Annotated in this window: 19 protein-coding genes; 18 read left to right on the top strand and 1 reads right to left on the bottom strand. The window is 72.2% G+C overall.

The features are described 5' to 3' along the window. The first annotated feature begins 87 nt into the window (after positions 1–87). The 3 genes from ABIQ69_RS10015 to ABIQ69_RS10005 all read left to right on the top strand — a co-directional run bounded on the left by ABIQ69_RS10015 (position 88) and on the right by ABIQ69_RS10005 (position 6,959). Positions 88–1,524, top strand: coding sequence for an aminotransferase class V-fold PLP-dependent enzyme (locus ABIQ69_RS10015; RefSeq protein WP_350346974.1), 1,437 nt, complete (start codon positions 88–90; stop codon positions 1,522–1,524). 70 nt (positions 1,525–1,594) lie between these two features. Next, on the top strand, positions 1,595–6,196 hold the full coding sequence (locus tag ABIQ69_RS10010) for a DEAD/DEAH box helicase (protein ID WP_350346973.1): 4,602 nt from the start codon (positions 1,595–1,597) through the stop codon (positions 6,194–6,196). Next, on the top strand, positions 6,183–6,959 hold the full coding sequence (locus ABIQ69_RS10005) for a DNA-formamidopyrimidine glycosylase family protein (protein WP_350346972.1): 777 nt from the start codon (positions 6,183–6,185) through the stop codon (positions 6,957–6,959). The genes ABIQ69_RS10010 and ABIQ69_RS10005 overlap by 14 nt, the downstream gene beginning before the upstream one ends. Before the next feature lie 10 nt (positions 6,960–6,969). On the opposite strand, the gene ABIQ69_RS10000 is transcribed toward ABIQ69_RS10005, so the two are convergent. Then, the gene (locus ABIQ69_RS10000; protein ID WP_350350002.1) at positions 6,970–7,293 is read right to left on the bottom strand and encodes a DUF1844 domain-containing protein; all 324 of its coding nucleotides are present in this window, start codon (positions 7,291–7,293) and stop codon (positions 6,970–6,972) included. A 343-nt stretch (positions 7,294–7,636) separates the two neighbouring features. On the opposite strand from ABIQ69_RS10000, the gene infC reads away from it, so the two are divergent. From infC to ABIQ69_RS09925, 15 genes are all read left to right on the top strand, one after another. Next, complete coding sequence (gene infC / locus ABIQ69_RS09995; RefSeq protein ID WP_350350001.1) at positions 7,637–8,257, top strand: translation initiation factor IF-3; 621 nt, start codon at positions 7,637–7,639, stop codon at positions 8,255–8,257. Positions 8,258–8,310: 53 nt separating this feature from the next. After that, a complete protein-coding gene (rpmI, locus tag ABIQ69_RS09990; RefSeq protein WP_350346971.1) occupies positions 8,311–8,505 on the top strand; it encodes a 50S ribosomal protein L35 in 195 nt (64 codons plus the stop codon). A gap of 32 nt (positions 8,506–8,537) precedes the next feature. Next, positions 8,538–8,924, top strand: a complete 387-nt coding sequence (gene rplT / locus ABIQ69_RS09985) for a 50S ribosomal protein L20 (protein WP_350346970.1) — start codon at positions 8,538–8,540, stop codon at positions 8,922–8,924. A gap of 148 nt (positions 8,925–9,072) precedes the next feature. Continuing rightward, entirely contained in the window at positions 9,073–9,873 is an 801-nt protein-coding gene (locus ABIQ69_RS09980) for an RNA methyltransferase (RefSeq protein WP_350346969.1), read from the top strand. An 80-nt stretch (positions 9,874–9,953) separates the two neighbouring features. Beyond that, complete coding sequence (locus ABIQ69_RS09975; RefSeq protein ID WP_350346968.1) at positions 9,954–10,742, top strand: amino acid ABC transporter ATP-binding protein; 789 nt, start codon at positions 9,954–9,956, stop codon at positions 10,740–10,742. 62 nt (positions 10,743–10,804) lie between these two features. Further along, a complete protein-coding gene (locus tag ABIQ69_RS09970) occupies positions 10,805–11,671 on the top strand; it encodes a glutamate ABC transporter substrate-binding protein (RefSeq protein ID WP_350346967.1) in 867 nt (288 codons plus the stop codon). Between the two features lie 66 nt (positions 11,672–11,737). Further along, the gene (locus ABIQ69_RS09965; protein WP_350346966.1) at positions 11,738–12,388 is read left to right on the top strand and encodes an amino acid ABC transporter permease; all 651 of its coding nucleotides are present in this window, start codon (positions 11,738–11,740) and stop codon (positions 12,386–12,388) included. 68 nt (positions 12,389–12,456) lie between these two features. Then, on the top strand, positions 12,457–13,314 hold the full coding sequence (locus tag ABIQ69_RS09960; RefSeq protein WP_350346965.1) for an amino acid ABC transporter permease: 858 nt from the start codon (positions 12,457–12,459) through the stop codon (positions 13,312–13,314). 69 nt (positions 13,315–13,383) lie between these two features. Further along, a complete protein-coding gene (pheS, locus tag ABIQ69_RS09955; protein WP_350346964.1) occupies positions 13,384–14,424 on the top strand; it encodes a phenylalanine--tRNA ligase subunit alpha in 1,041 nt (346 codons plus the stop codon). Next, positions 14,425–16,962, top strand: coding sequence for a phenylalanine--tRNA ligase subunit beta (gene pheT, locus ABIQ69_RS09950; RefSeq protein WP_350346963.1), 2,538 nt, complete (start codon positions 14,425–14,427; stop codon positions 16,960–16,962). Positions 16,963–17,085: 123 nt separating this feature from the next. Continuing rightward, entirely contained in the window at positions 17,086–17,490 is a 405-nt protein-coding gene (locus ABIQ69_RS09945; RefSeq protein WP_350346962.1) for a DUF1801 domain-containing protein, read from the top strand. A 268-nt stretch (positions 17,491–17,758) separates the two neighbouring features. Next, entirely contained in the window at positions 17,759–18,802 is a 1,044-nt protein-coding gene (gene argC / locus ABIQ69_RS09940; RefSeq protein WP_350346961.1) for an N-acetyl-gamma-glutamyl-phosphate reductase, read from the top strand. Next, complete coding sequence (gene argJ / locus ABIQ69_RS09935; protein ID WP_350346960.1) at positions 18,799–19,956, top strand: bifunctional glutamate N-acetyltransferase/amino-acid acetyltransferase ArgJ; 1,158 nt, start codon at positions 18,799–18,801, stop codon at positions 19,954–19,956. The genes argC and argJ overlap by 4 nt, the downstream gene beginning before the upstream one ends. A gap of 3 nt (positions 19,957–19,959) precedes the next feature. Continuing rightward, positions 19,960–20,901, top strand: coding sequence for an acetylglutamate kinase (argB, locus tag ABIQ69_RS09930; protein WP_350346959.1), 942 nt, complete (start codon positions 19,960–19,962; stop codon positions 20,899–20,901). Continuing rightward, positions 20,898–22,085, top strand: coding sequence for an acetylornithine transaminase (locus tag ABIQ69_RS09925; protein ID WP_350346958.1), 1,188 nt, complete (start codon positions 20,898–20,900; stop codon positions 22,083–22,085). Before argB ends, ABIQ69_RS09925 begins: the two co-directional genes overlap by 4 nt. The last annotated feature ends 21 nt before the right edge of the window (positions 22,086–22,106 follow it).

The raw sequence follows: 22,106 nt of genomic DNA, 5'->3' as shown, positions 1-22,106 counted from the left end.
GTCCCCGAACGGGGCGTTGACCGCCGGCGGCACCCGGCGGACAATCGACCGTGGCGCGGCACGTGCCGCGCGGAAGCCGGGTGCGACATGGGGGACGGGCGCGATCGCCGGGGGCGGACCGCCGCCCGGGCGGAACGATCCGCCGAGGATCCGTACGACGCGGCACTGGTCGAGGCCGATCGTGCGGCGCGGCGCTGGCTCGCGGGCGTCGAGGAGCGGCCGGTTCCGCCCCGCGCGAGCCCCGAGGAGGTGCGCGACGCCCTCGGGGCGGAGCTGCCCGAGCTGGGGGAGCCGGCCGAGGCGGTGATCGAGCGCCTGGCGACGGCGATCGAGCCCGGTCTCATCGCCATCGGCTCGCCGCGCTTCTACGGGTGGGTCATCGGCGGCACCCAGCCGGCGGCGCTCGCGGCCGACTGGCTCGTCTCGGCGTGGGATCAGAACACGGGGCTCCGGGCGATCACGCCCGGAGCGGTCGCCGCAGAAGAGCTCGCGGGGGAGTGGATCCTCGACCTGCTCGGCCTCCCGGCCGGCAGCGCCGTCGGGTTCGCGACGGGGGCGACCATGTCGCAGTTCGCGGCGATGGCGGCCGGGCGCGACGAGGTGCTGCGCCGCGCGGGGTGGGAGGTCGCCACCGCCGGCCTCGCCGGCGGCCCGCGCGTCCGGTTCATCGTGGGCGCCGAACGGCACGGCACGGTCGACCTCGCGGGCCGCTATCTCGGGCTCGGGGCACCCGTCGCGGTCGCGGCCGACGCGGAAGGCCGCATCGACGTCGACGCCCTTGGCACCGAGCTCGCCGCCGGCGACGGCCCGGCCCTCGTCGTCCTTCAGGCGGGGAACATCCACTCGGGCGCGTTCGACGACTTCGCTCATGCGATCGAGGTGGCGCATCGGGCCGGGGCGTGGGTGCACGTCGACGGTGCGTTCGGGTTGTGGGCCGCGGCATCCCCTCGGTTCGCCTCGCTCACGGCGGGGCTCGCGCAGGCGGACTCGTGGTCGACCGACGCGCACAAGACGCTCAACGTGCCGTACGACTGCGGCATCGCGGTGGTCCGCGATCAGCCCGCCATGCTCCGGGCGCTCAGCATGCACGCGAGCTACCTGCAGGCGACCGAGACGGGCGCCGACCCCCACGAGAAGGTCGCCGAACTGTCGCGCCGCGCTCGCGGGGTACCGACCTGGGCGGTGCTGCGGTCGCTCGGCCGGGCCGGTGTGCGTGAGCTCGTGGAGCGGCTCGCGGATGCGGCGCGCGCCATCGCAGAGGGCCTCGCCGCGCTGCCCGGTGTCGAGGTGCTGAACGACGTCGTCTTCACCCAGGTGTGCATCGCCCTGGAGGACGACGCATCGACCGCCGAACTGAGCGACCGGCTGTGGCGCGGCGGCGAGGTGCTCGCGATGACGTCGAGGTGGCGCGACCGCGCGGTCGTCCGGTTCTCGGTGAGCAACTGGCGCACGGATGCCGCGCAGGCGGCGCGCACCGTCGCGGTGGTCGAGCGCACCCTCGCCGAGCTGCGCGCGGGGCGCTGACGGCCCGTCAGGCGGACGCCACGGCGCATACTCGGGGCGCGGTGTGGGCGGCATCGGCTTGAATGGACCCATGACCGAGGCGCTCGAGGCATTCTCGCCCGCGACCCGGGCCTGGTTCACCGAGTCGTTCACCGAACCGACCTCGGTGCAGCGGGGCGCCTGGCAGGCGATCGCCCGGGGCGATCACGCGCTGGTCGTCGCTCCGACGGGCTCGGGCAAGACGCTCGCGGCGTTCCTGTGGGCGCTCGACCGGCTGCACGCCGACGGATCCGAGCCGGGCTCCGGCACGCGGGTCGTCTACCTCTCGCCGCTGAAGGCGCTCGGCGTCGACGTCGAGCGGAATCTCCGGGCACCGCTCGTCGGCATCGCCCGCACCGCGGCCGCGCAGGGCCTCGAGCCGCCCGAGGTCACCGTCGGGGTCCGTTCGGGCGACACCCCGCCGAACGAGCGACGCGCCCTCGTCTCGCGCCCGCCCGACATCCTGATCACGACGCCGGAGTCGTTGTTCCTCATGCTGACCTCGGCAGCGAGGGAAACCCTTCGCGGGGTCGAGACGGTCATCGTCGACGAGATCCACGCGCTCGCCGGCACGAAGCGCGGCTCGCACCTCGCGCTCTCGCTCGAACGGCTCGACGCGCTCGCGGGCCGGCCGGTGCAGCGTGTCGGGCTGTCGGCGACCGTCCGTCCGCACGAGGAGGTCGCCCGCTTCCTCGCCGGCACGAAACCGGTCTCGATCGTGGCGCCGCCGTCGGGCAAACGTTTCGATCTGACGGTCCGCGTCCCCGTCGAAGACCTCTCCGATCTTGCCGGCGAGACGGGCTCGGGCACGGTCTGGCCGCACGTGGAGGAGGCGATCCTCGACGAGGTGCTCGCGCACCGGTCCACGATCGTGTTCGCCAACTCCCGGCGGCTCGCCGAGCGCCTCACCGCCCGGTTGAACGAGCTCTGGGCCGACCGCCAATCGCCGGTCGACGTCCTCGTCGAGGCCGGGCCCGGGACGGCACCGATCGACGGCGATCCGCCGGACGCCGATCCGCTCGGCGCTGGCGCGACGGTGCCGGGCGCCGTGCGGGTCGCCCCGCGCCGACCGCCCGCGGAGGCCGTCGGCGCCTCGGGCATCACCGGCGGGGCCGAGCCGATCATCGCCCGTTCCCACCACGGCTCCGTGTCGAAGGAGGAACGCGCCCAGGTCGAGGCCGACCTGAAGTCGGGTCGTCTGCGCTGCGTGGTCGCCACCTCGAGCCTCGAGCTCGGCATCGACATGGGGGCCGTCGACCTCGTCATGCAGGTGGAGTCGCCGCCGTCGGTGGCGAGCGGTCTGCAGCGGATCGGCCGCGCCGGGCATCAGGTCGGCGAGGTGTCGAAGGGCGTGATCTTCCCGAAGCACCGGGCCGACGTGCTGCACTCCGCGGTCGCGGCGGAGCGCATGATCGCGGGAGCCATCGAGGAGCTGCGCATCCCGACGAACCCGCTCGACGTGCTCGCGCAGCAGACGATCGCGGCCGCCGCCGTCGACGAATGGGACGTCGAGGACTGGTTCGACCTGGTGCGCCGTGCCGCGCCGTTCGCCGCGCTGCCGAGGTCGGCGTTCGACGCGACGCTCGATCTGTTGGCCGGGCGGTACCCGTCCGATCGGTTCGGCGAGCTGCGGCCGCGCATCCTGTGGGATCGCGACGCGGGCACGATCGTCGGTCGCCGCGGCGCCCAGCGGCTCGCGGTCACGAGCGGCGGCACGATCCCCGACCGGGGCATGTTCGGCGTCTTCATGGTGGGCGACGCCGGGCCGGGCCGTCGCGTCGGCGAACTCGACGAGGAGATGGTCTACGAGTCGCGCGTGGGCGACGTCTTCGCCCTCGGCGCGACGAGCTGGCGGATCCAGGAGATCACGCACGACCGGGTCCTGGTCTCTCCGGCTGCCGGCGAACCCGGCCGGCTTCCGTTCTGGAAGGGCGACGGCATCGGCCGCCCGGCCGAGCTCGGCCGGGCGATCGGAGCGTTCATCACCGAGCTCGCCGACGCGCCGCCCGCCGACGGCCTGGCTCGCAGCCGCGCTGCCGGGCTCGACGACCTGGCGGCGAAGAACCTCGTGGCCTTCATCGACGACCAGCGCCGGGCGACGACCGTCGTCCCCGACGGAGCGAACCTCGTGGTCGAGCGGTTCCGCGACGAGCTCGGCGACTGGCGCATCGTGCTGCATTCGCCGTACGGGATGCGCGTGCACGCACCGTGGGCGCTCGCCATCGGCGGACGCATCCGCGAACAGCACGGCGTCGACGCGAACGCGGTCGCGAGCGACGACGGCATCGTGCTCCGCATGCCCGACACCGGCGACGACCCGCCCGGCGCCGAGCTGTTCGCCTTCGAGCCGGCCGAGCTCGCCGACCTCGTGACCGAACAGGTCGGAGGTTCGGCGCTGTTCGCCGCCCGGTTCCGGGAGTGCGCCGCGCGGGCGCTCATCCTGCCGAAGACGAACCCGGGCAAGCGGTCGCCGCTCTGGCAGCAGCGGCAGCGGGCCTCGCAGCTGCTCGAGGTCGCGCGCGACTACCCCGAGTTCCCGATCGTGCTCGAGGCCGTGCGCGAATGCCTCCAAGACGTCTACGACCTGCCGGCGCTCACCCGGCTCGCCGAGCGCCTCGAGCGGAGGGAGCTCCGCTTCGTCGAGGTCGCGACGGAGTCGCCGAGCCCGTTCGCCTCCAGTCTGCTCTTCGGCTACGTCGGCGCGTTCATGTACGAGGGGGATGCCCCGCTCGCCGAGCGCCGCGCGGCGGCCCTGTCGCTCGACCCGGCGCTGCTGGCGGAGCTGCTCGGCACCGTCGAGCTGCGCGAACTGCTCGATCCGGAGGTCGTCGCGGAGACCGAGCGGCAGCTGCAGCGCCTCGACGCGGAGCGGGCCGCGCGCGGCGAGGAGGGCGTCGCCGATCTGCTGCGCGACCTCGGCCCGCTGACGCTCGACGAGGCGGCGATGCGAGTGGATGCCTCGACCGACGCCGCCTCCGCGCTCGGCGCGCTCGTCGCCGCCCGCCGAGCCGCGCAGGTCCGGTTCGCCGGCCGCGACTGGTTCGTCGCCGTCGAAGACGTCTCGCGGCTTCGCGACGCCCTCGGCGTGCCGGTCCCGCCCGGGCTGCCCGAGGTGTTCGAGGAGGGAGTCCGCGACCCGCTCGGCGACCTGGTGAGCCGGTACGCGAGGACCCACGGGCCGTTCACGACGTCGCAGGTCGCCGAACGGTTCGGCATCGGCACAGTGGTGGCGGCGTCCGCGCTCGCACGCCTCGCGGGCGAGCGGCGCGTGGTCGAGGGCGAGTTCCTGCCGCACGGCTCGGGCGTCGAGTGGTGCGACACGGGGGTGCTGCGGCGCATCCGCCGTCGTTCGCTCGCGGCGCTCCGCGACGAGGTCGAGCCGGTCGAGCCGCGCGAGTTCGCCCGCTTCCTGCCGGGCTGGCAGCACGTGGGCGGCCGGCTCCGCGGCGTCGACGGCGTCGCGGCCGTGGTCGAGCAGCTCGAGGGGGCGCGGATCCCGGCGTCGGCCTGGGAGTCGTTCGTCCTGCCGGCGCGCGTGAGCGACTATCGGCCAGGCCTGCTCGACGAGCTCACGGCGTCGGGCGAGGTCCTCTGGGCCGGCCAGGGGTCGCTCGCGGGCGACGACGGCTGGATCAGCCTCCATCTCGCCGAGACCGCGCCGCTCACGCTGCAGGCGCCCCCGCCCGGCCCCCTCGACCCGCTCGAGTCGGAGCTGCTCGCGCTGCTCGGCGGTGGCGGCGGGTTCTTCTTCCGCCAGCTCGTGGAGGCGACCGGCGCCGAGGAGGAGACCGCGGTGGTGGACGCGCTCTGGCGGCTCGCGTGGGCGGGCCTCGTGACCAACGACACCTTCGCCCCGGTCCGCGGCCTCCTCGCGGGCGGCGGCGCCCACAAGACCCAGGCCCCCGCGCCACGGGCGAGGCTCCGCGGACGATCGCTCACACGTCGGTCGCTCGCGGCCTCGGTGCAGGGCGAACGCGCGGCGCGGGCGGCCGCCAACCCGCCACGTGCAGCCGGACGCTGGTCGGTGCTGCCCCTCGCGAGCACCGCCGCCACGCCGCGGGCGCATGCGCTCGGCGAGACGATGCTCGAACGGTACGGCGTCGTCACGCGCGGGTCGGTCGTCGCGGAGGGCATCCTCGGCGGCTTCGCCCTCGCCTACCGCGCCCTCGCCGGCTTCGAGGACTCCGGCCGCGTGCGGCGCGGGTACTTCATCGACGGGCAGGGCGGCGCCCAGTTCGGCACGAGTGCCGCGGTCGACCGGCTGCGGGCGGCGCCGAAGGGGGAGGCGATCGCGCTCGCCGCGACGGATCCGGCCAACCCCTTCGGCGCGGCGCTCGACTGGCCCGAGGTGCCCGGCGAGGGCGGACACCGCCCCGCGAGGAAGGCGGGCGCGTTCGTCGCGATCGTCGACGGCGAGGCCGTGCTCTACCTCGAGCGCGGCGGTCGGTCGGCGCTGCAGTTCGGGGTCGACGAGGAACTCCTCGAACCCGCCGCGGCGGCGCTCGCCGAGGCCCTCCGCCGAGGTGCCGCGACGCGCATCCGCGTCGAGCAGGTGAACGGCGAACCGGTGTTCGGCACGCCGCTCGACCGCGCCCTGCGGGCGGCGGGGTTCCGCGAGACGCCGAGGGGGCTGCGCTTCGATGCCAGAGGGTGACACCGTCTTCCACGCCGCCCACCGGCTCCACGACGCGCTCGCCGGGTCCACGGTCGTCCGCTCGGACTTCCGGGTCCCGGCGTTCGCCACGGTCGACCTCGCGGGCGAGCTCGTCCACGGCGTCGCGAGCCGCGGCAAGCACCTCCTGATGCGGATCGGGGACGTGGTCGTGCACTCCCACCTGAAGATGGAGGGGGAGTGGCGCGTCTTCCGCCCGGGGGAGCGGTGGAGTCGGCCCGGCTTCCAGGCGCGGGCGGTGCTGGAAGTGCCGACGGCCGTCGCGGTCGGCTTCGACCTCGGGGTCCTCGAGGTGTTCCCGGTCGACGAGGAGGCCGACCGCCTGGCCTACCTCGGGCCCGACCTCCTCGGCCCCGACTGGGATGCCGCCGAGGCCGTCCGCCGGCTGGCCGCCCACCCCGACGCGCCCATCGCCGTCGCGATCGCCGAGCAGCGCAACCTCGCGGGGCTCGGCAACGTCTACGTCAACGAGGTGTGCTTCGTCCGCGGCATCCTGCCGACGCGGCCCGTCGGCAGCGTCGAGCTCGCTCCACTGGTCGACGTGGCGCGCCGGATGATCTTCGCCAACCGCGACCGGTTCTCCCGCACGACGACCGGCGACACGCGTCGCGGCAATCGGTTGTGGGTCTACGGTCGCGGCGGCGAGCCCTGCCGCCGCTGCGGCACGGCGATCGAGCACGGCACCATCGGGCGGAACGAGGTCGAGCAGCGCGACACCTGGTGGTGCCCGCACTGCCAGCGCTAGCGGACCGAGGTCAGCTGACCGGCCCGGTCCACTTCTCGCCCGGACCCTGTCCGATCGGGTCGGGGATGACGGACGCCTCCCGGAACGCCAGCTGCAGCGACCGCAGGCCGTCGCGGAGGGAGCGGGCGTGCATGTCGCTGATCTCCGGGGCGCCGGCGGTGATGAGCCCCGCGAGCGCGTTGATGAGCTTCCGCGCCTCGTCGAGGTCGGTCTGCTCGTCGGGGTCGTCGGCGAGGCCGACCTTCACCGCCGCGGCGCTCATCAGATGCACGGCCGCGGTCGTGATGACCTCGACGGCGGGCACCTCGGCGATGTCGCGGGTGGCGTCGGCCACCTGCTCGTGCGCGTGGTCGTCGGCCGCGGGCGCGACGGTGGACTCGTCTGAACTGTTGCTCACAGACTTCCTCTGCTAGACTTCTTCGGGCTCCGGGGCTTGTCCCCGGTACGAAAGTGGAGATACTCCCACCCGCGCATACCGCTTCACACAGGTTACCGGGTCGATTGCACTCCGCCGCTCGTCGCAGGCGAGGGGTAGACAGGGTGCCGCATGAGCCGAACGGAGCAATTCCGGGCGGCAATGCGTGCCAGAGGTTTGGCAAGGATTTCCGCTCTCGTCGTCCGGGCGGCATCCGTCTCCCGCACGAGCTTGAGAGATCGTTCGAGTAGAGGAGACACGCATCAGCGATCCGCGTACCAATGACCGTATCCGCGTCCCCGAGGTCCGCCTCGTGGGTCCTGGCGGAGAGCAGGTCGGCGTCGTGAAGATCGAGGTGGCCCTGCGGCTCGCGCAGGAGGCCGACCTCGATCTCGTCGAGGTCGCACCCAACTCGCGCCCGCCGGTCGTCAAGATCATGGACTACGGCAAGTACAAGTACGAGGCTGCGCAGAAGGCGAAAGAAGCGCGGCGCAACCAGGCGAACACCATCCTCAAAGAGGTGCGGTTCCGCCTGAAGATCGACAAGCACGACTACGAGACCAAGATGAAGCGTGCCGTCGGCTTCCTGAAGGCCGGCGACAAGGTCAAGGCGATGATCCTGTTCCGGGGTCGCGAGCAGTCGCGTCCCGAGATGGGCGTCCGCCTCCTGCAGCGCTTCGCGGAAGACGTGGCGGAGTTCGGCACGGTCGAGCACAACCCCACGATCGACGGCCGCAACATGGTCATGGTCATCGCTCCTCTGAAGAACAAGTCCGAGGCCAAGGCCGAGGCGAATGCACAGCGTGCTGCGGCGAAGGTGCGGCCCGAGGCGGATGCCCCGGCCGAGCCCGAGGCGCAGTCGGCCGAGGCCACCGAGGCCTAGGCCAGCAAGACGTCCGTCACCCGCGTGACGGCAGAACCAAGGAGAAACACGAGATGCCGAAGCAGAAGACCCACTCCGGGGCGAAGAAGCGCTTCAAGATCACCGGCAGCGGCAAGCTGAAGAAGCAGCAGGCCGGGATGCGCCACAACCTCGAGGGCAAGTCCTCGGTGCGCACGCGCCGCCTGAACCAGGACAAGGTGCTGTCGGCCCCCGACACCAAGGTCATCAACAAGCTGCTCGGTCGCTGAGCCGCCCGACCCGAATCAGGAAGTAAAGAGTCATGGCAAGAGTCAAGCGCGCAGTCAACGCGCACAAGAAGCGTCGGGTCATCCTCGAGCGCGCCGAGGGCTACCGCGGCCAGCGTTCGCGTCTCTACCGCAAGGCGAAGGAGCAGGTCACCCACTCGCTCGTCTACGCGTACCGCGACCGCCGCCAGAAGAAGGGCGACTTCCGTCGTCTCTGGATCCAGCGCATCAACGCGGCCTCGCGTCAGCAGGGCCTCACGTACAACCGCTTCATCCAGGGCCTCGGCCTCGCGGGCATCGAGGTCGACCGTCGCATCCTCGCCGAGCTCGCGGTGAACGAGCCGGCGACCTTCGCGGCGCTCGTGGAGACCGCCAAGCAGGCGCTGCCGGCCGACACCTCGGCTCCGAAGACCGCGGCGTAACCGCTCCGGTTTCGACACGGCCCCGTCACCTCCTCGAGGTGGCGGGGCCGTTTCGCGTGTCCGGCGGCGGCCCGAGTTGCGCGCCCTTCGCACGGGCTCGCAGGCGGATGTCCCGCGCCGGTGCTGCGCTCGAACCTAGACTGGCTGCATGCTCGAGAACCCCCGTTCGCCGCGTGTCCGTGCCGTCGCGAAGCTCGCGAAGAAGCCGGCGCGCGCCGAGAGCGGGCTGTTCCTGCTCGAGGGGCCGCAGGCGGTCACGGAGGCGCTCACGTTCCGGCCCGAGCTCGTGATCGAGCTGTTCGCGACTCCCTCCGCGCTCGAGCGGCATCCCGAGATCTCCCAGCTCGCCGAAGACGCGGAGGTCGAGGTCGAGTACGTCACCGAGGAGGTGCTCGACGCCATGGCCGACACCGTCACCCCGCAGGGGTTCGTCGCCGTGTGCCGGCAGTTCCCGACGGCGGTGAAGGACGTGTTCGCGAGCTCCCCGACGCTGGTGGCGATCCTCGAGGAGGTTCGGGATCCGGGAAACGCGGGCACCATCGTTCGAGCTGCGGATGCCGCCGGCGCCGATGCGGTCATCTTCACCGGTCGCGCCGTCGACCTGTACAACCCGAAGGTCGTCCGCTCGTCGACCGGGTCGATCTTCCACCTGCCGGTCGCCGTGGGCGCCGACCTCGTCGATGTGCTCGAGCGCGCCCGCGCCGCGGGGCTCAGCGTGCTCGCCGCGGACGTGAAGGGCGAAGACCTCCTGACGGCACGCACCGAGGGGGTGCTCGCGCGCCCGACGGCGTGGCTCTTCGGCAACGAGGCACGCGGCCTTCCCGACGAGCAGCTCGAGCTCGCCGACCGCGTCGTCACGGTGCCCATCTACGGACACGCGGAGTCGATGAACCTCGCGACCGCGGCGTCCGTGTGCCTCTACGAGAGCGCGTTCGCGCAGCGCAGCTGACCGCGAGACGCGTCACGAATCGGTAACCGCGCCAGCGCGGCGCTGGCGGGTCGGCCACGTTTCTCCCTAGTTTTGGGGGTATGTCCCCAACACCCGAGGCTCCGCCGACCTCCAACATCTCGGTCCGGCGGGGCGAACCCCTCGTGGTCGTCGAGCACGTCGAGAAGCACTTCGGCGACCTGCACGTGCTGAACGACATCAACACCGTCGTCAACCGCGGTGAGGTCGTCGTCGTGATCGGGCCGTCCGGTTCGGGCAAATCGACGCTCTGTCGCGCGATCAACCGTCTCGAGACGATCGACTCCGGCACGATCACGATCGACGGCGAGCGGCTGCCCGAGGAGGGCAAGGCGCTCGCGCAGCTCCGCGCCGACGTCGGCATGGTGTTCCAGTCGTTCAACCTGTTCGCCCACAAGACCGTGCTCGAGAACGTGACGCTCGCGCCCACGCGCGTCCGTCGCGTCTCGCGGAAGGACGCCGAGGCGAAGGCGATGGAGCTGCTCGACCGCGTGGGCGTCGCGAACCAGGCGAAGAAGCTGCCCGCCCAGCTCTCCGGCGGCCAGCAGCAGCGCGTCGCGATCGCCCGGTCGCTCGCGATGAACCCGAAGCTCATCCTGATGGACGAGCCGACGAGCGCGCTCGACCCCGAGATGATCAACGAGGTGCTCGACGTGATGGTCGGTCTCGCCGACCAGGGCATGACGATGATCGTCGTGACCCACGAGATGGGCTTCGCCCGCAAGGCCGCCGACCGGGTGCTGTTCATGGCCGACGGCCGCATCGTCGAGGAGGCCGCGCCCGCGGAGTTCTTCGACCACCCGAAGTCCGACCGCGCGAAGGACTTCCTCTCCAAGATCCTCGAGCACTAGCTCGACCCGACCTGCGCTGCCACGAGCGGCGAGGACCCCACGGAAAGAGAAGAGGCAGACAGATGAAACGCAGCAGAATCGCCATGCTCGGGGCGTCGGCCGCGGCCGCGCTCGTGCTCGCCGGCTGCGCCGGCGGCGACGGCGGCGACTCGGCCGAGCCCACGGTCGAGCCCGCGCCCACGTTCGAGGCCGGCACCACGATGGCCGAACTCGCCGAGGCCGGCGAGATCACGATCGGCACGAAGTTCGACCAGCCGCTGTTCGGCCTGGTCGGCCCGTCGGGCGAGCCCGAGGGCTTCGACGTCGAGATCGGCAAGATCATCGCGGGCAAGCTCGGCATCGACCCCGAGAACATCAACTGGGTCGAGACCGTGTCGGCGAACCGCGAGCCGTTCATCCAGAACGGACAGGTCGACATCGTCATCGCCACCTACACGATCAACGACAAGCGCAAGGAGGTCGTCTCCTTCGCGGGTCCGTACTACATGGCCGGCCAGTCGATCCTGGTGCTCGCCGACAACGACGACATCACGAGCGAGGAAGACCTCGTCGGTCAGCCCGTGTGCTCGGTGACCGGCTCGACGCCCGCGGCGAACCTCAAGGAGCTCGGCGCCGAGGTGCTCGAGACCGACACGTACTCCAACTGCCTCGAGCCGCTCCGCGGCGGCCAGGTCGTCGCGGTGTCGACCGACAACGTCATCCTCGCGGGCCTCGCGGCTCAGAACGAGGGCGAGTTCAAGGTCGTCGGCAAGCCGTTCACCGAGGAGCCGTACGGCATCGGCCTCGCGCTCGACGACACCGACTTCCGCATGTGGATCAACGACGTGCTCGAGGAGTCGTACGAAGACGGCACCTACGAGGCCGCGTGGGATGCCACGGCCGGCCAGGTGCTCGAGTTCGTCGACCCGCCGGCGGTCGACCGCTACTGATCCGAACGGACCCGGGCGCCTCGTGCGCCCGGGTCCGTCATCCGCTTCCCGACCGAGAGGACCCGCGTGGACGTCGTCATCGCGAATCTCCCGCTCTACCTCGAGGGCTTCGGCACCACGCTGTTCCTGCTCGGCGTGGGCGGCGCCGGCGCCCTGGTGATCGGCACGCTGATCGCGGCGATGCGCATCTCGCCGATCGCGACGCTGCGCGTCATCGCGACGGTGTACACGGAGATCATCCGCAACACCCCGCTGACGCTGGTCGTGATCTTCTGCGCGATCATCCTGCCCATCCTCGGATCGGATCTGCCGTACCTGATCGCCGGCATGATCGCGCTCGCGGTCTACACCTCGCCGTTCATCGCCGAGGCGCTCCGCTCCGGCATCAACGGCGTGCCAGTCGGCCAGGCCGAGGCGGCGCGCTCGCTCGGCCTCGGCTTCACCCAGACCGTCTCGCTGATCGTGCTGCCGCAGGCGTTCCGGATGACGATCCCGCCGCTGATCAACGTGCTGATCGCGTTGACGAAGAACACGTCGGTCGTCGGCGGCGTTGGGTTCGTGAGCGAGCTGTTCGGCGTCGGCCGCACCCTCGCCAACGCGAACGGCGACGCGGTGATCGCCGTGCTCGTCGGCGTGGCCTTCTTCTACCTCGTCGTGACCGTGCCGCTCGGCCTCCTCGCGACCCAACTCGAGCGGAAGTGGGTGGTGCAGCGATGAGCGGCGCCGGAGTCCTGTTCGACGCGCCCGGCCCCAAGGCTCGGCGGCTGTCCCGCATCCTTTCGGTCGTGACCGCGGTCGTCGTCGTCGCGGGTCTGGGATGGATGTTCGCCACCCTGAACGCCCCTCGCGAGTCCGGCGGGATCACCCTGCCCGGCATGTTCGACCCGAGCCGCTGGGACATCGTCACCGACCCCGAGATGTGGGGTTTCGTGTTCGGGGTCGGCGTCTGGGGCACGCTCCGCGCGGCGATCGTCGCTGCGGTGCTTGCCATCGCACTGGGCGTCGTGCTGTCGCTCCTGCGGAGTTCGGCGATCGCCTGGATCCGCATTCCCACGGCCATCGTCATCGAGTTCTTCCGCGGCATGCCGGTGCTGCTGATGATGCTGTTCATCCTGCTCGTCGCAGGAACGGGACAGTACTGGGCCGTCGTGTCCGCGCTGGCGATATACAACGGCGCGCTGATCGGTGAAGCGCTCCGGGCGGGCATCGTCGCGCTGCCGCGAGGGCAGCGCGAGGCGGCGCTCAGCCTCGGGATGCGGCCGCTGCAGTCCAAGATGCTGGTCGAGTTCCCGCAGGCGTTCCGCCAGATGCTGCCGATCATCGTCGCCCAGCTCGTCGTCCTGCTGAAGGACACCTCGCTCGCCTACATCGTGGGGTACCCCGAGCTGCTCCGGGTGACGCTCAACAACCTCGGCAGCTTCTACGGCAACCGGTACCTCTTCACGCTCTGGTGCATCGCGTTCGTGCTGTACCTCGTGATGAACCTCAGCCTGTCGTGGTTCGCTCGATGGCTCGCGAAGCGGACCGACCGTCGGTACAACGCCGGGCGGGGCGGCGGTACGCCCGAAGACCCCAACCAGGCGGTGCTCGTCGCCGAGGCGAGCGCAGCGGCGCGGCAGTCGGAAGACCGCACCGCGCACTGACCGCCCACTGCGCTGGGCGTTTCGGCGGGCAACGCGCCACGGGCGACACGCCCGGTAGACTCGTTCTTCGTGCCAGAGCCCACTGAAATCACCGAGCCCGCGGTCGCCGCGGCCGTCGACGCGGCCCTCGCCGCGATCGCCGCGGCCGGCGACTCCGCCGCGCTCAAGCAGGTCCGCACCGAGCACACGGGCGAGAAGTCGACGCTCGCCCGGCTGAACGCGCTGCTGCGCGACGTGCCGAACGACCAGAAGGCCGCCCTCGGCAAGCTCGTGGGCGGCGCCCGCGGCCGGGTGAACCAGGCGTTCGCGGCGCGCGAGACCGAGATCGTCGCCGCGGAGGCGGAGGCGCGGCTCGCCGCGGAAGCGCTGGATGTCACGGCGCTGCCGTCGCGCTACACGGCGGGGGCGAGGCATCCGCTCACCCTCCTGCAGGATCGCGTGTGCGAGGTGTTCACCGGCATGGGCTGGGAGATCGCCGAAGGCCCAGAGGTCGAGAGCGAGTGGTTCAACTTCGATGCGCTGAACTTCGACGCCGACCACCCCGCCCGCGCCATGCAGGACACCTTCTTCGTCGACCCGCCCGAGGCGCACCTGGTGCTCCGGACGCACACGAGCCCGGTGCAGGTCCGCTCGATGCTCGACCGCGAGGTGCCGATCTACGTCCTGGCACCGGGCCGGGTGTACCGGACCGACGAGTTCGACGCGACGCACCTGCCGGTGTTCATGCAGTTCGAGGGCCTCGCCGTCGACAAGGGCCTCACCATGGCGCACCTGAAGGGCACCCTCGACCACTTCGTGAAGTCGATCTTCGGCGAGGAGGCGCAGGTGCGCCTGCGCCCGAGCTTCTTCCCGTTCACCGAGCCGTCGGCCGAGCTCGACTTCTGGCACCCGACGTTCAAGGGCGGCGCGCGCTGGATCGAGTGGGGCGGGTGCGGCATGGTGCACCCGAACGTGCTCCGCTCGGCAGGCATCGACCCCGAGGAGTACACGGGCTTCGCGTTCGGCATGGGCATCGAGCGCGGGCTCATGCTCCGCAACGACGTGCAAGACATGCGAGACATGGCCGAGGGCGACGTGCGCTTCTCCCAGCAGTTCGGAATGGTGGTCTAAATGCGGGTGCCGCTCAGCTGGCTCGCCGAATACGTCGAGCTCGTTGCCGGGACGACTCCCGAGGACGTCCACGCCGCGCTCGTGCGCGTGGGCCTCGAGGAGGAGGACGTCCACACCTTCGAGGTGCAGGGCCCCATCGTCGTCGGCGAGGTGCTCGACTTCGTCGAGGAGCCGCAGTCCAACGGCAAGACCATCCGCTGGTGTCAGGTGCGGGTCGCCCCCGACGGTGAGACCGCGGCCGACGGCGGCGACGCCGTCCACGGCATCGTCTGCGGCGCGCGGAACTTCTTCGTCGGCGACCAGGTGGTCGTGACGCTTCCGGGGTCCGTTCTGCCCGGCCCGTTCCCGATCGCGGCGCGGAAGACGTACGGCCACGTGTCCGACGGCATGATCGCGTCGGCCCGCGAGCTCGGCCTCGGCGAAGACCACGACGGCATCCTGCGGCTCTCGACGCTCGGCGTCGAGGCGCCCGTTGGCACCGATGCGATCGAGCTGCTCGGCCTGAACGACGCGGCCGTCGAGATCAACGTCACGCCCGACCGCGGCTACGCCTTCTCCATCCGCGGCGTCGCGCGGGAGTACGCGCACGCCACGGGTGCGACGTTCCGCGATCCGGTCGCCCAGTCGCCCGCCGTGGTGCCGTCGGCCGACGGCTTCCCCGTCGTGATCGACGACCGGGCGCCCATCCGCGGTCGCGTCGGCTCTTCGGTGTTCGCGACCCGGATCGTCCGCGGCGTCGACCCGTCGCGCCCGACGCCGGCGTGGATGATCGCCCGGCTGAAGCTCGCCGGCATCCGCTCGCTCGGCGTTCTCGTCGACATCACGAACTACGTCATGCTCGAGTTCGGCCAGCCGATCCACGGCTACGACCTCGACCAGCTGCGCGGCGGCATCGTGGTGCGGCGGGCGCAGCCCGGCGAGCAGTTCACCACGCTCGACGGCAAGACGCGCACGCTCCATGTCGAGGACCTCGTCGTGACCGACGACCGCGGGCCGATCGGCCTCGGCGGCGTCATGGGCGGCGCCGAGACCGAGATGGGCGATGCGACCCGCAACGTGCTCATCGAAGCGGCGAACTGGGACCCGGTGTCCATCGCGCGCACCGCGCGACGGCACAAGCTGCCGAGCGAGGCGGCGAAGCGCTACGAGCGAGGCGTCGACCCCGCCATCGCGGCCGCCGCCGTGTCACGGGTCGCCCAGCTCATGGCCGACCTGGCGGGCGGCACGCCCGACGAGGGCGGGTCGCTCGTCGCGGAGGCGCCCGAGCGGGAGCCCATCCTGCTGCCGCACGGCTACGCCTCGAAGCTCATCGGCGTGGAGTACACCGAGCGGCAGGTGCACGACGCCCTCGCCGAGATCGGCGGCGCCGTCACGCGCACCGACGCCGGGTTCGAAGTCATCCCGCCGAGCTGGAGGCCCGACCTCACCGGCAAGGCCGAGCTCGTCGAAGAGGTCGCGCGCCTCGTCGGCTACCACCTGATCCCGTCGGTGCTGCCCGTCGCCCCGCCCGGCCGCGGGCTCACGCGGTCGCAGCGCCTGCGCAAGCAGGTGGCCGACGTACTCGCCGGCGCCGGGGCGACCGAGGTGCTCGCGTTCCCCTTCGTCACCGACGAGGAGAACCGGCTGTTCGGCACCGCCGTCGCGCCCGAGCCGGGGGAGCAGCTCGCCCAGGTGAAGGTCGCGAACGCGCTCGACGCGTCGCGCCCCTACCTGCGCCGCTCGCTGCTGCCCGGGCTCGTCGAGGTCGCCCGCCGCAACCTCTCCCGCGGGCTCACCGACCTCGACGTCTACGAGACGGGGCTCGTGTTCCTCCCCGAATCGGGGCAGGAGCTCGGTTCCCCGACCCTCCCGGCGGGCGGCGCGCTGCCGGCCGACGACGAGCTCGCCGCGCTGACCGCGGGACTTCCGCGTCAGCCGCGGCACGTCGCCGTCCTCCTCGTGGGCGACGTCGTCCGCAAGGCGCCCGGTCAGTCGCCGCTTCCGGCGGGGCTCGCCGAGGCACTCGACCGCGTCCGGGAGATCGGCCTCGCCACCGGCACGGCGATCGAGGTCGTCCAGGGCCGCCACCAGGCGCTGCACCCCGGCCGGACGGCTGAGCTCCGCGTCGACGGCCGCGTGGTGGGCGTCGCCGGCGAGCTGCACCCCGCCGTCGCGGAGGCGAACGACCTTCCGCGGGTCGTCGCCGTCGCCGAACTCGACCTCGATGCCGTGATCGCGGCGGGCGACCGGCCCGTCGAGGCGCGGGCGCTGTCGAGCTACCCCGCCGCGACGCAGGACCTCTCGCTCGTGGTCGCACGCGACGTGCCCGCCGCCGCGGTCGCCGCTGCGGTGCGCGAGGGGGCCGGTGACCTGCTGGAGCACGTCGAACTCGTCGACGACTACCGCGGCCAGGGCGTCGCGGAGTCCGAGAAGAGCCTGACCTTCGCGCTCCGGTTCCGCGCGCCCGACCGCACGCTGACGGCCGCGGAGGCCAGCGAGGCCAAGCTCGCGGGCGCTGCGCTCGCGCTCGAGCGGACCGGCGCGGCGATCCGCGACTGATCCGCGATCCGATCCGCGACGGATCGGCCGGGGTCGCGGAGTCGATGCACCGACTCGATGGCGGTCCGGGCCACGCGCCCGGACCGCCTTCCCGTGCCGGGTCGGCCGGCGCTACGCTGAGGCATGGCCGAGCAGAAGACCGTTCCGACCGGGGCATCCGTCGCCGAGTTCCTCGACGGCGTCGAGCCGGCCGGCCGCCGCGAAGACGGATTCGTGCTGCGAGACCTGTTCGACCGCGTCACGGGCACCGACGCCGTGATGTGGGGTCCGTCGATCGTCGGCTACGGCCTGCAGCACTACCGCTACGCGAGCGGCCGCGAGGGCGAATGGATGGTGGTCGGGTTCTCGCCGCGCAAGGCGTCCGTCTCGCTGTACGGCCTCCAGCTGCCAGGCGGGGAGCAGCTGGTCGAGGACCTCGGCAAGGTGAAGGTCGGGGCCGGATGCCTCTGGGTCGGGCGCCTCTCCACCATCGACCTGCACGTGCTCGAGTCGCTCGTCGACCGCGCGTGGGTGCACGCCCGCGGGTGAGACATCCGGGGCCATCGCCGCACGACGGAGGTGAGCGCCGCGCGTCGCGCGACGTCACCGGTTTGCGCGCACGGCGCAGCGCTCGCTAGGGTCGTCCCCATGTCCGCGTCCCGGCCCGTCGCCCCCGCACGCGTTTCGCGTGTCGTCGTGGTGCGCAGCCGACGTCGTGGCGGCCGCCGACTCTAGGCGACCCCGCATGCGGCGATGGAGCCGTCAGCAGGTGTCGCCGGAGCCGATTCCCGACCGCTTCGACCTTTAAGGTGGATTCATGACCTACTCCGTCGCCGTCTCCGGCGCGTCCGGCTATGCCGGGGGAGAGATCCTCAGGCTGCTCGCCGATCATCCCGACTTCGAGGTGCGCACCGTCACGGCGCACTCGAACGCCGGGCAGCCGCTCGTGTCGGTGCAGCCGCATCTGCGGACCTACACGCACCTGACCCTGCAGGAGACCACCGCCGACGTGCTCTCGGGGCACGATGTGGTGTTCCTCGCGCTGCCGCACGGCGCCTCGGGGGCCATTGCCGCCGAGCTGTCGCCCGAGACCCTCGTCATCGACTGCGGGGCCGACCACCGGCTCGAGTCGGCGGCCGACTGGGCCGAGTTCTACGGCCCCGATCATCACGGCGCCTGGGCGTACGGCGTGCCCGAGCTGCCGCGCATGTCGGGCACGCAGCGCGACCGGCTCGCGAAGACGCGGCGGATCGCGGCGCCCGGATGCAACGCGTCGACGGTGGCGCTGTCGCTGGCCCCGGGCATCCGCGCGGGTGTGATCGAGGAGAACGACCTCGTCTCGGTGCTTGCCGTCGGGCCGTCGGGCGCGGGCAAGAGTCTGAAGGCGCACCTGCTCGCCTCCGAGATCCTCGGGTCGGCGAACCCCTACTCCGTCGGCGGCGTGCACCGGCACATCCCCGAGATCCAGCAGGCGCTCCGCTGGGCCGGTGCCGACCGGCCCTCGATCTCGTTCACTCCGGTGATCGTGCCGATGTCGCGCGGCATCCTCGCCACCTCGACCGCGAGACTCGTGCCCGGAACGGACGCCGCGACGGTCCGCCGCGCCTGGGAGGATGCCTACGCGGGCGAGCGGTTCGTGCAGCTGCTGCCCGAGGGGCAGTTCCCGCGGACTGCGGACGTGCTCGGCGCGAACACCGCGTTGCTCGGCCTCGCGGTCGACGAGCGGGCGGGCCGGGTGGTCGTCGTCGCCGCGGTCGACAACCTCGTGAAGGGCACCGCAGGCGCCGCGATCCAGTCGGCCAACATCGCGCTCGGTCTCACCGAGTCGACCGGCCTCCCCGTGAACGGAGTCGCCCCGTGACCGTCACCGCTCCCGCCGGCTTCGAAGCGGCAGGCATCGCCGCCGGCATCAAGCGCACCGGCGCCCTCGACCTCGCCGTCGTCGTGAACCGCGGGCCCTCGCAGGCCGCGGCGGCCGTGTTCACCTCGAATAGGGCGCAGGCGAACCCGGTCATCTGGTCACGGCAGGTCATCGCCGACGGCGTCGCCTCGGCGATCGTGCTGAACTCCGGCGGGGCGAACTGCTTCACCGGCCCTGAGGGCTTCCAGGTCACCCACCGCACCGCCGAGGCAGCGGCATCCGCCCTCGGCGTCTCGGCGGGCGACGTGCTCGTCTGCTCCACCGGGCTCATCGGCGACCAGCTCGACGGCGAGGTGCTCGAGGAGGGCGTCCTCTCGGCCGCGAACCGGCTGGGCGCCGACGAGACGGCCGGGCTCGACGCGGCGCGCGCCATCATGACGACCGACACCGTGCCGAAGACCGTCGTGGTCGACGGCGACGGCTGGCGCATCGGCGGCATGGCGAAGGGCGCCGGCATGCTGGCACCCGGTCTCGCGACGATGCTCGTCGTCCTCACTACCGACGCGGCGCTCGACGCCGCCGAGCTCGACGCCGCGCTCCGTGAGGCCACGAGGGTCACGTTCGACCGGCTCGACTCCGACGGCTGCATGTCGACGAACGACCAGGTGACGCTGCTCGCGAGCGGCGCGTCAGGCGTCCGGCCCGAGCCGCAGGCGTTCCGTGCCGCCCTGGCGAACGCGTGCGACGACCTCGCCCGGCAGCTGCAGGGCGACGCCGAAGGCGCGAGCCACGACATCACGATCGAGGTCGTTGGCGCCGTCACCGAGGACGACGCCGTCGAAGTCGGCCGATCGGTGGCGAGGAACAACCTGTTCAAGGCCGCGATCTTCGGCAACGACCCCAACTGGGGGCGAGTGCTCGCCGCCATCGGCACCACCACGGCCCCGTTCGATCCGTACCTCGTCGACGTGAGCATGAACGGCGTGCGCGTGTGCCACGCCGGACGCCCCGACCGTCCGCGCGACGAGGTCGATCTCGCGCCGCGGGCGACGCACGTGCTGATCGAGCTGCACGCGGGCGAGGCATCCGCGACGATCCGCACCAACGACCTCACGCACGACTACGTGCACGAGAACAGCGCCTACGCGAGCTGAGCGATGAGCGAGGACATCCTGGACGACACCGAGGCGGCCGATCGGGCCGCCACCGCCGGCGCCGCCGAGAAGGCGCGCACCCTCATCGAGTCGCTGCCCTGGCTGAAGCGCTTCCACGGCGAGACCATCGTCGTGAAGTTCGGCGGGAACGCGATGGTGAGCCCCGAGCTGCAGCGGGCGTTCGCCGAAGACATGGTCTACCTCAGGTACGCGGGCATCAAGCCGGTCGTGGTGCACGGCGGCGGCCCGCAGATCTCGTCGATGCTCGAGCGGCTCGGCATCGAGAGCGAGTTCCGCGGCGGCTACCGGGTCACCACCCCCGAGGCGATGGACGTGGTCCGCATGGTGCTCACGGGCCAGGTGAACCGCGAACTCGTGAGTCTCGTGAATCAGCACGGGCCGCTTGCGAGCGGCGTCTCCGGCGAGGATGCCGGCCTCTTCACGGGCAGACGCCGGGGCGCCGTCGTCGACGGCGTCGAGGTCGACCTGGGGCTCGTGGGCGACGTGATCGCCGTCGACGCGACCCCCGTCCGCGCGCTGCTCGACGCCGGACGCATCCCCGTCGTCTCCTCCATCGCCCCCGACGCCGACCATCCCGGTCAATCGCTGAACGTCAACGCCGATTCAGCGGCCGCCGCCCTCGCGGTGGCGCTCGGGGCGGCGAAGCTCGTCATCCTCACCGACGTCGCCGGGCTCTACCGCGACTGGCCGAACCGCGACTCGCTGGTGTCCGTCATCGAGGTGCCCGAGCTCGTCGAGCTGCTGCCGTCGCTCGAGTCGGGCATGATCCCGAAGATGACGGCCTGCCTCGAGGCGGTGCAGGGCGGGGTGGAGAAGGCCGCGATCATCGACGGCCGCGAACCCCACTCGATCCTGCTCGAGGTGTTCACGCAGCAGGGCTCCGGCACCGAGGTCGTGCCCGCCGGTGCGGGAGGGGTCGCATGACCGAGTGGCGGTCGCGCTTCGAGGCGCGCGTGATGCGGTCGCTCGGGATGCCGCTCGCCAAGCTCGAGCGCGGCGAAGGCGCCTGGGTCTGGGACGAAGAGGGCCGGCCGTACCTCGACTTCCTCGCGGGCATCGCGGTCAACTCGCTCGGGCACGCGCACCCGGTGTTCGTGGAGGCGGTCTCCCGGCAGGCGGCGACGCTCGCACACGTCTCGAACTACTTCGCGACCGAGCCGGCCCTCGAGCTCTCCGAGCGCCTGGTGCGGCTCGCGGGCGCGGGGGAGCACGGACGGGCGTGGTTCGGCAACTCCGGCGCCGAGGCGAACGAGGCGGCGTTCAAGCTCGCCCGGCTGAACAACTCGGGCGGCGCCCGCACGCGGGTGCTCGCGCTCGTGGACGCGTTCCACGGCCGGACCATGGGCTCGCTCGCCCTCACCGGCAAGGCCCACATGCGGCAGGCGTTCGAACCGCTCGCGGGCGGCGTCGAGCACATCCCCGCCACGATCGAGGCGCTCGAGGCCCACCTCGACGACGCGGTCGCCGCGCTGTTCGTCGAGCCCATCCAGGGCGAGGCGGGCGTCGTGGAGCTGCCCGACGGGTTCCTCGAGCGCGCGCGCGACCTCACCCACCGTCACGGCGCCCTCCTGATCGTCGACGAGATCCAGACCGGCGCCGGGCGCACGGGCGCGTGGTTCGGATTCCAGCACGCGGGCATCACGCCAGACGCCATCACCGTGGCGAAGGGCATCGGCGGCGGGTTCCCCATCGGGGGGCTCGTGACCTTCGGCCGGGCCTCCGAGCTGTACCGGAAGGGCCAGCACGGGTCGACGTTCGGCGGCAACCCGCTCGCGACCGCCGTCTCGAACGCCGTGCTCGACGAGATCGAGCGCGCCGGACTGGTCGAGAACGCCGCACGCCGCGGAACCGAGCTGCGCGCCCGAATCGAGTCCCTCGGTTCGCCGCTCGTCGCGGGAGTGCGCGGCCGCGGGCTCCTCGCGGGCGTCGCGCTCACCGAGCCGGTCGCCCCGCGTGTGCAGGCCGCGGCCCTCGAGGCCGGCCTCATCGTGAACGCCGCGAACGACGCCACGATCCGGCTCGCACCGCCCCTCATCATCGGCGACTCGGAGCTCGACGAGTTCGAGGTGCGGTTCGGCCGCGCCCTCGAGTTCGCGACCCGCGACTGACCGCCGACCACCGACGACCGC

The sequence above is a fragment of the Agromyces sp. G08B096 genome (assembly GCF_040267705.1).
Classification (GTDB): Bacteria; Actinomycetota; Actinomycetes; order Actinomycetales; family Microbacteriaceae; genus Agromyces.
The sequence above is the reverse complement of the archived record's forward strand: the minus strand, read 5'-3'. Positions and strand labels throughout refer to the sequence as shown.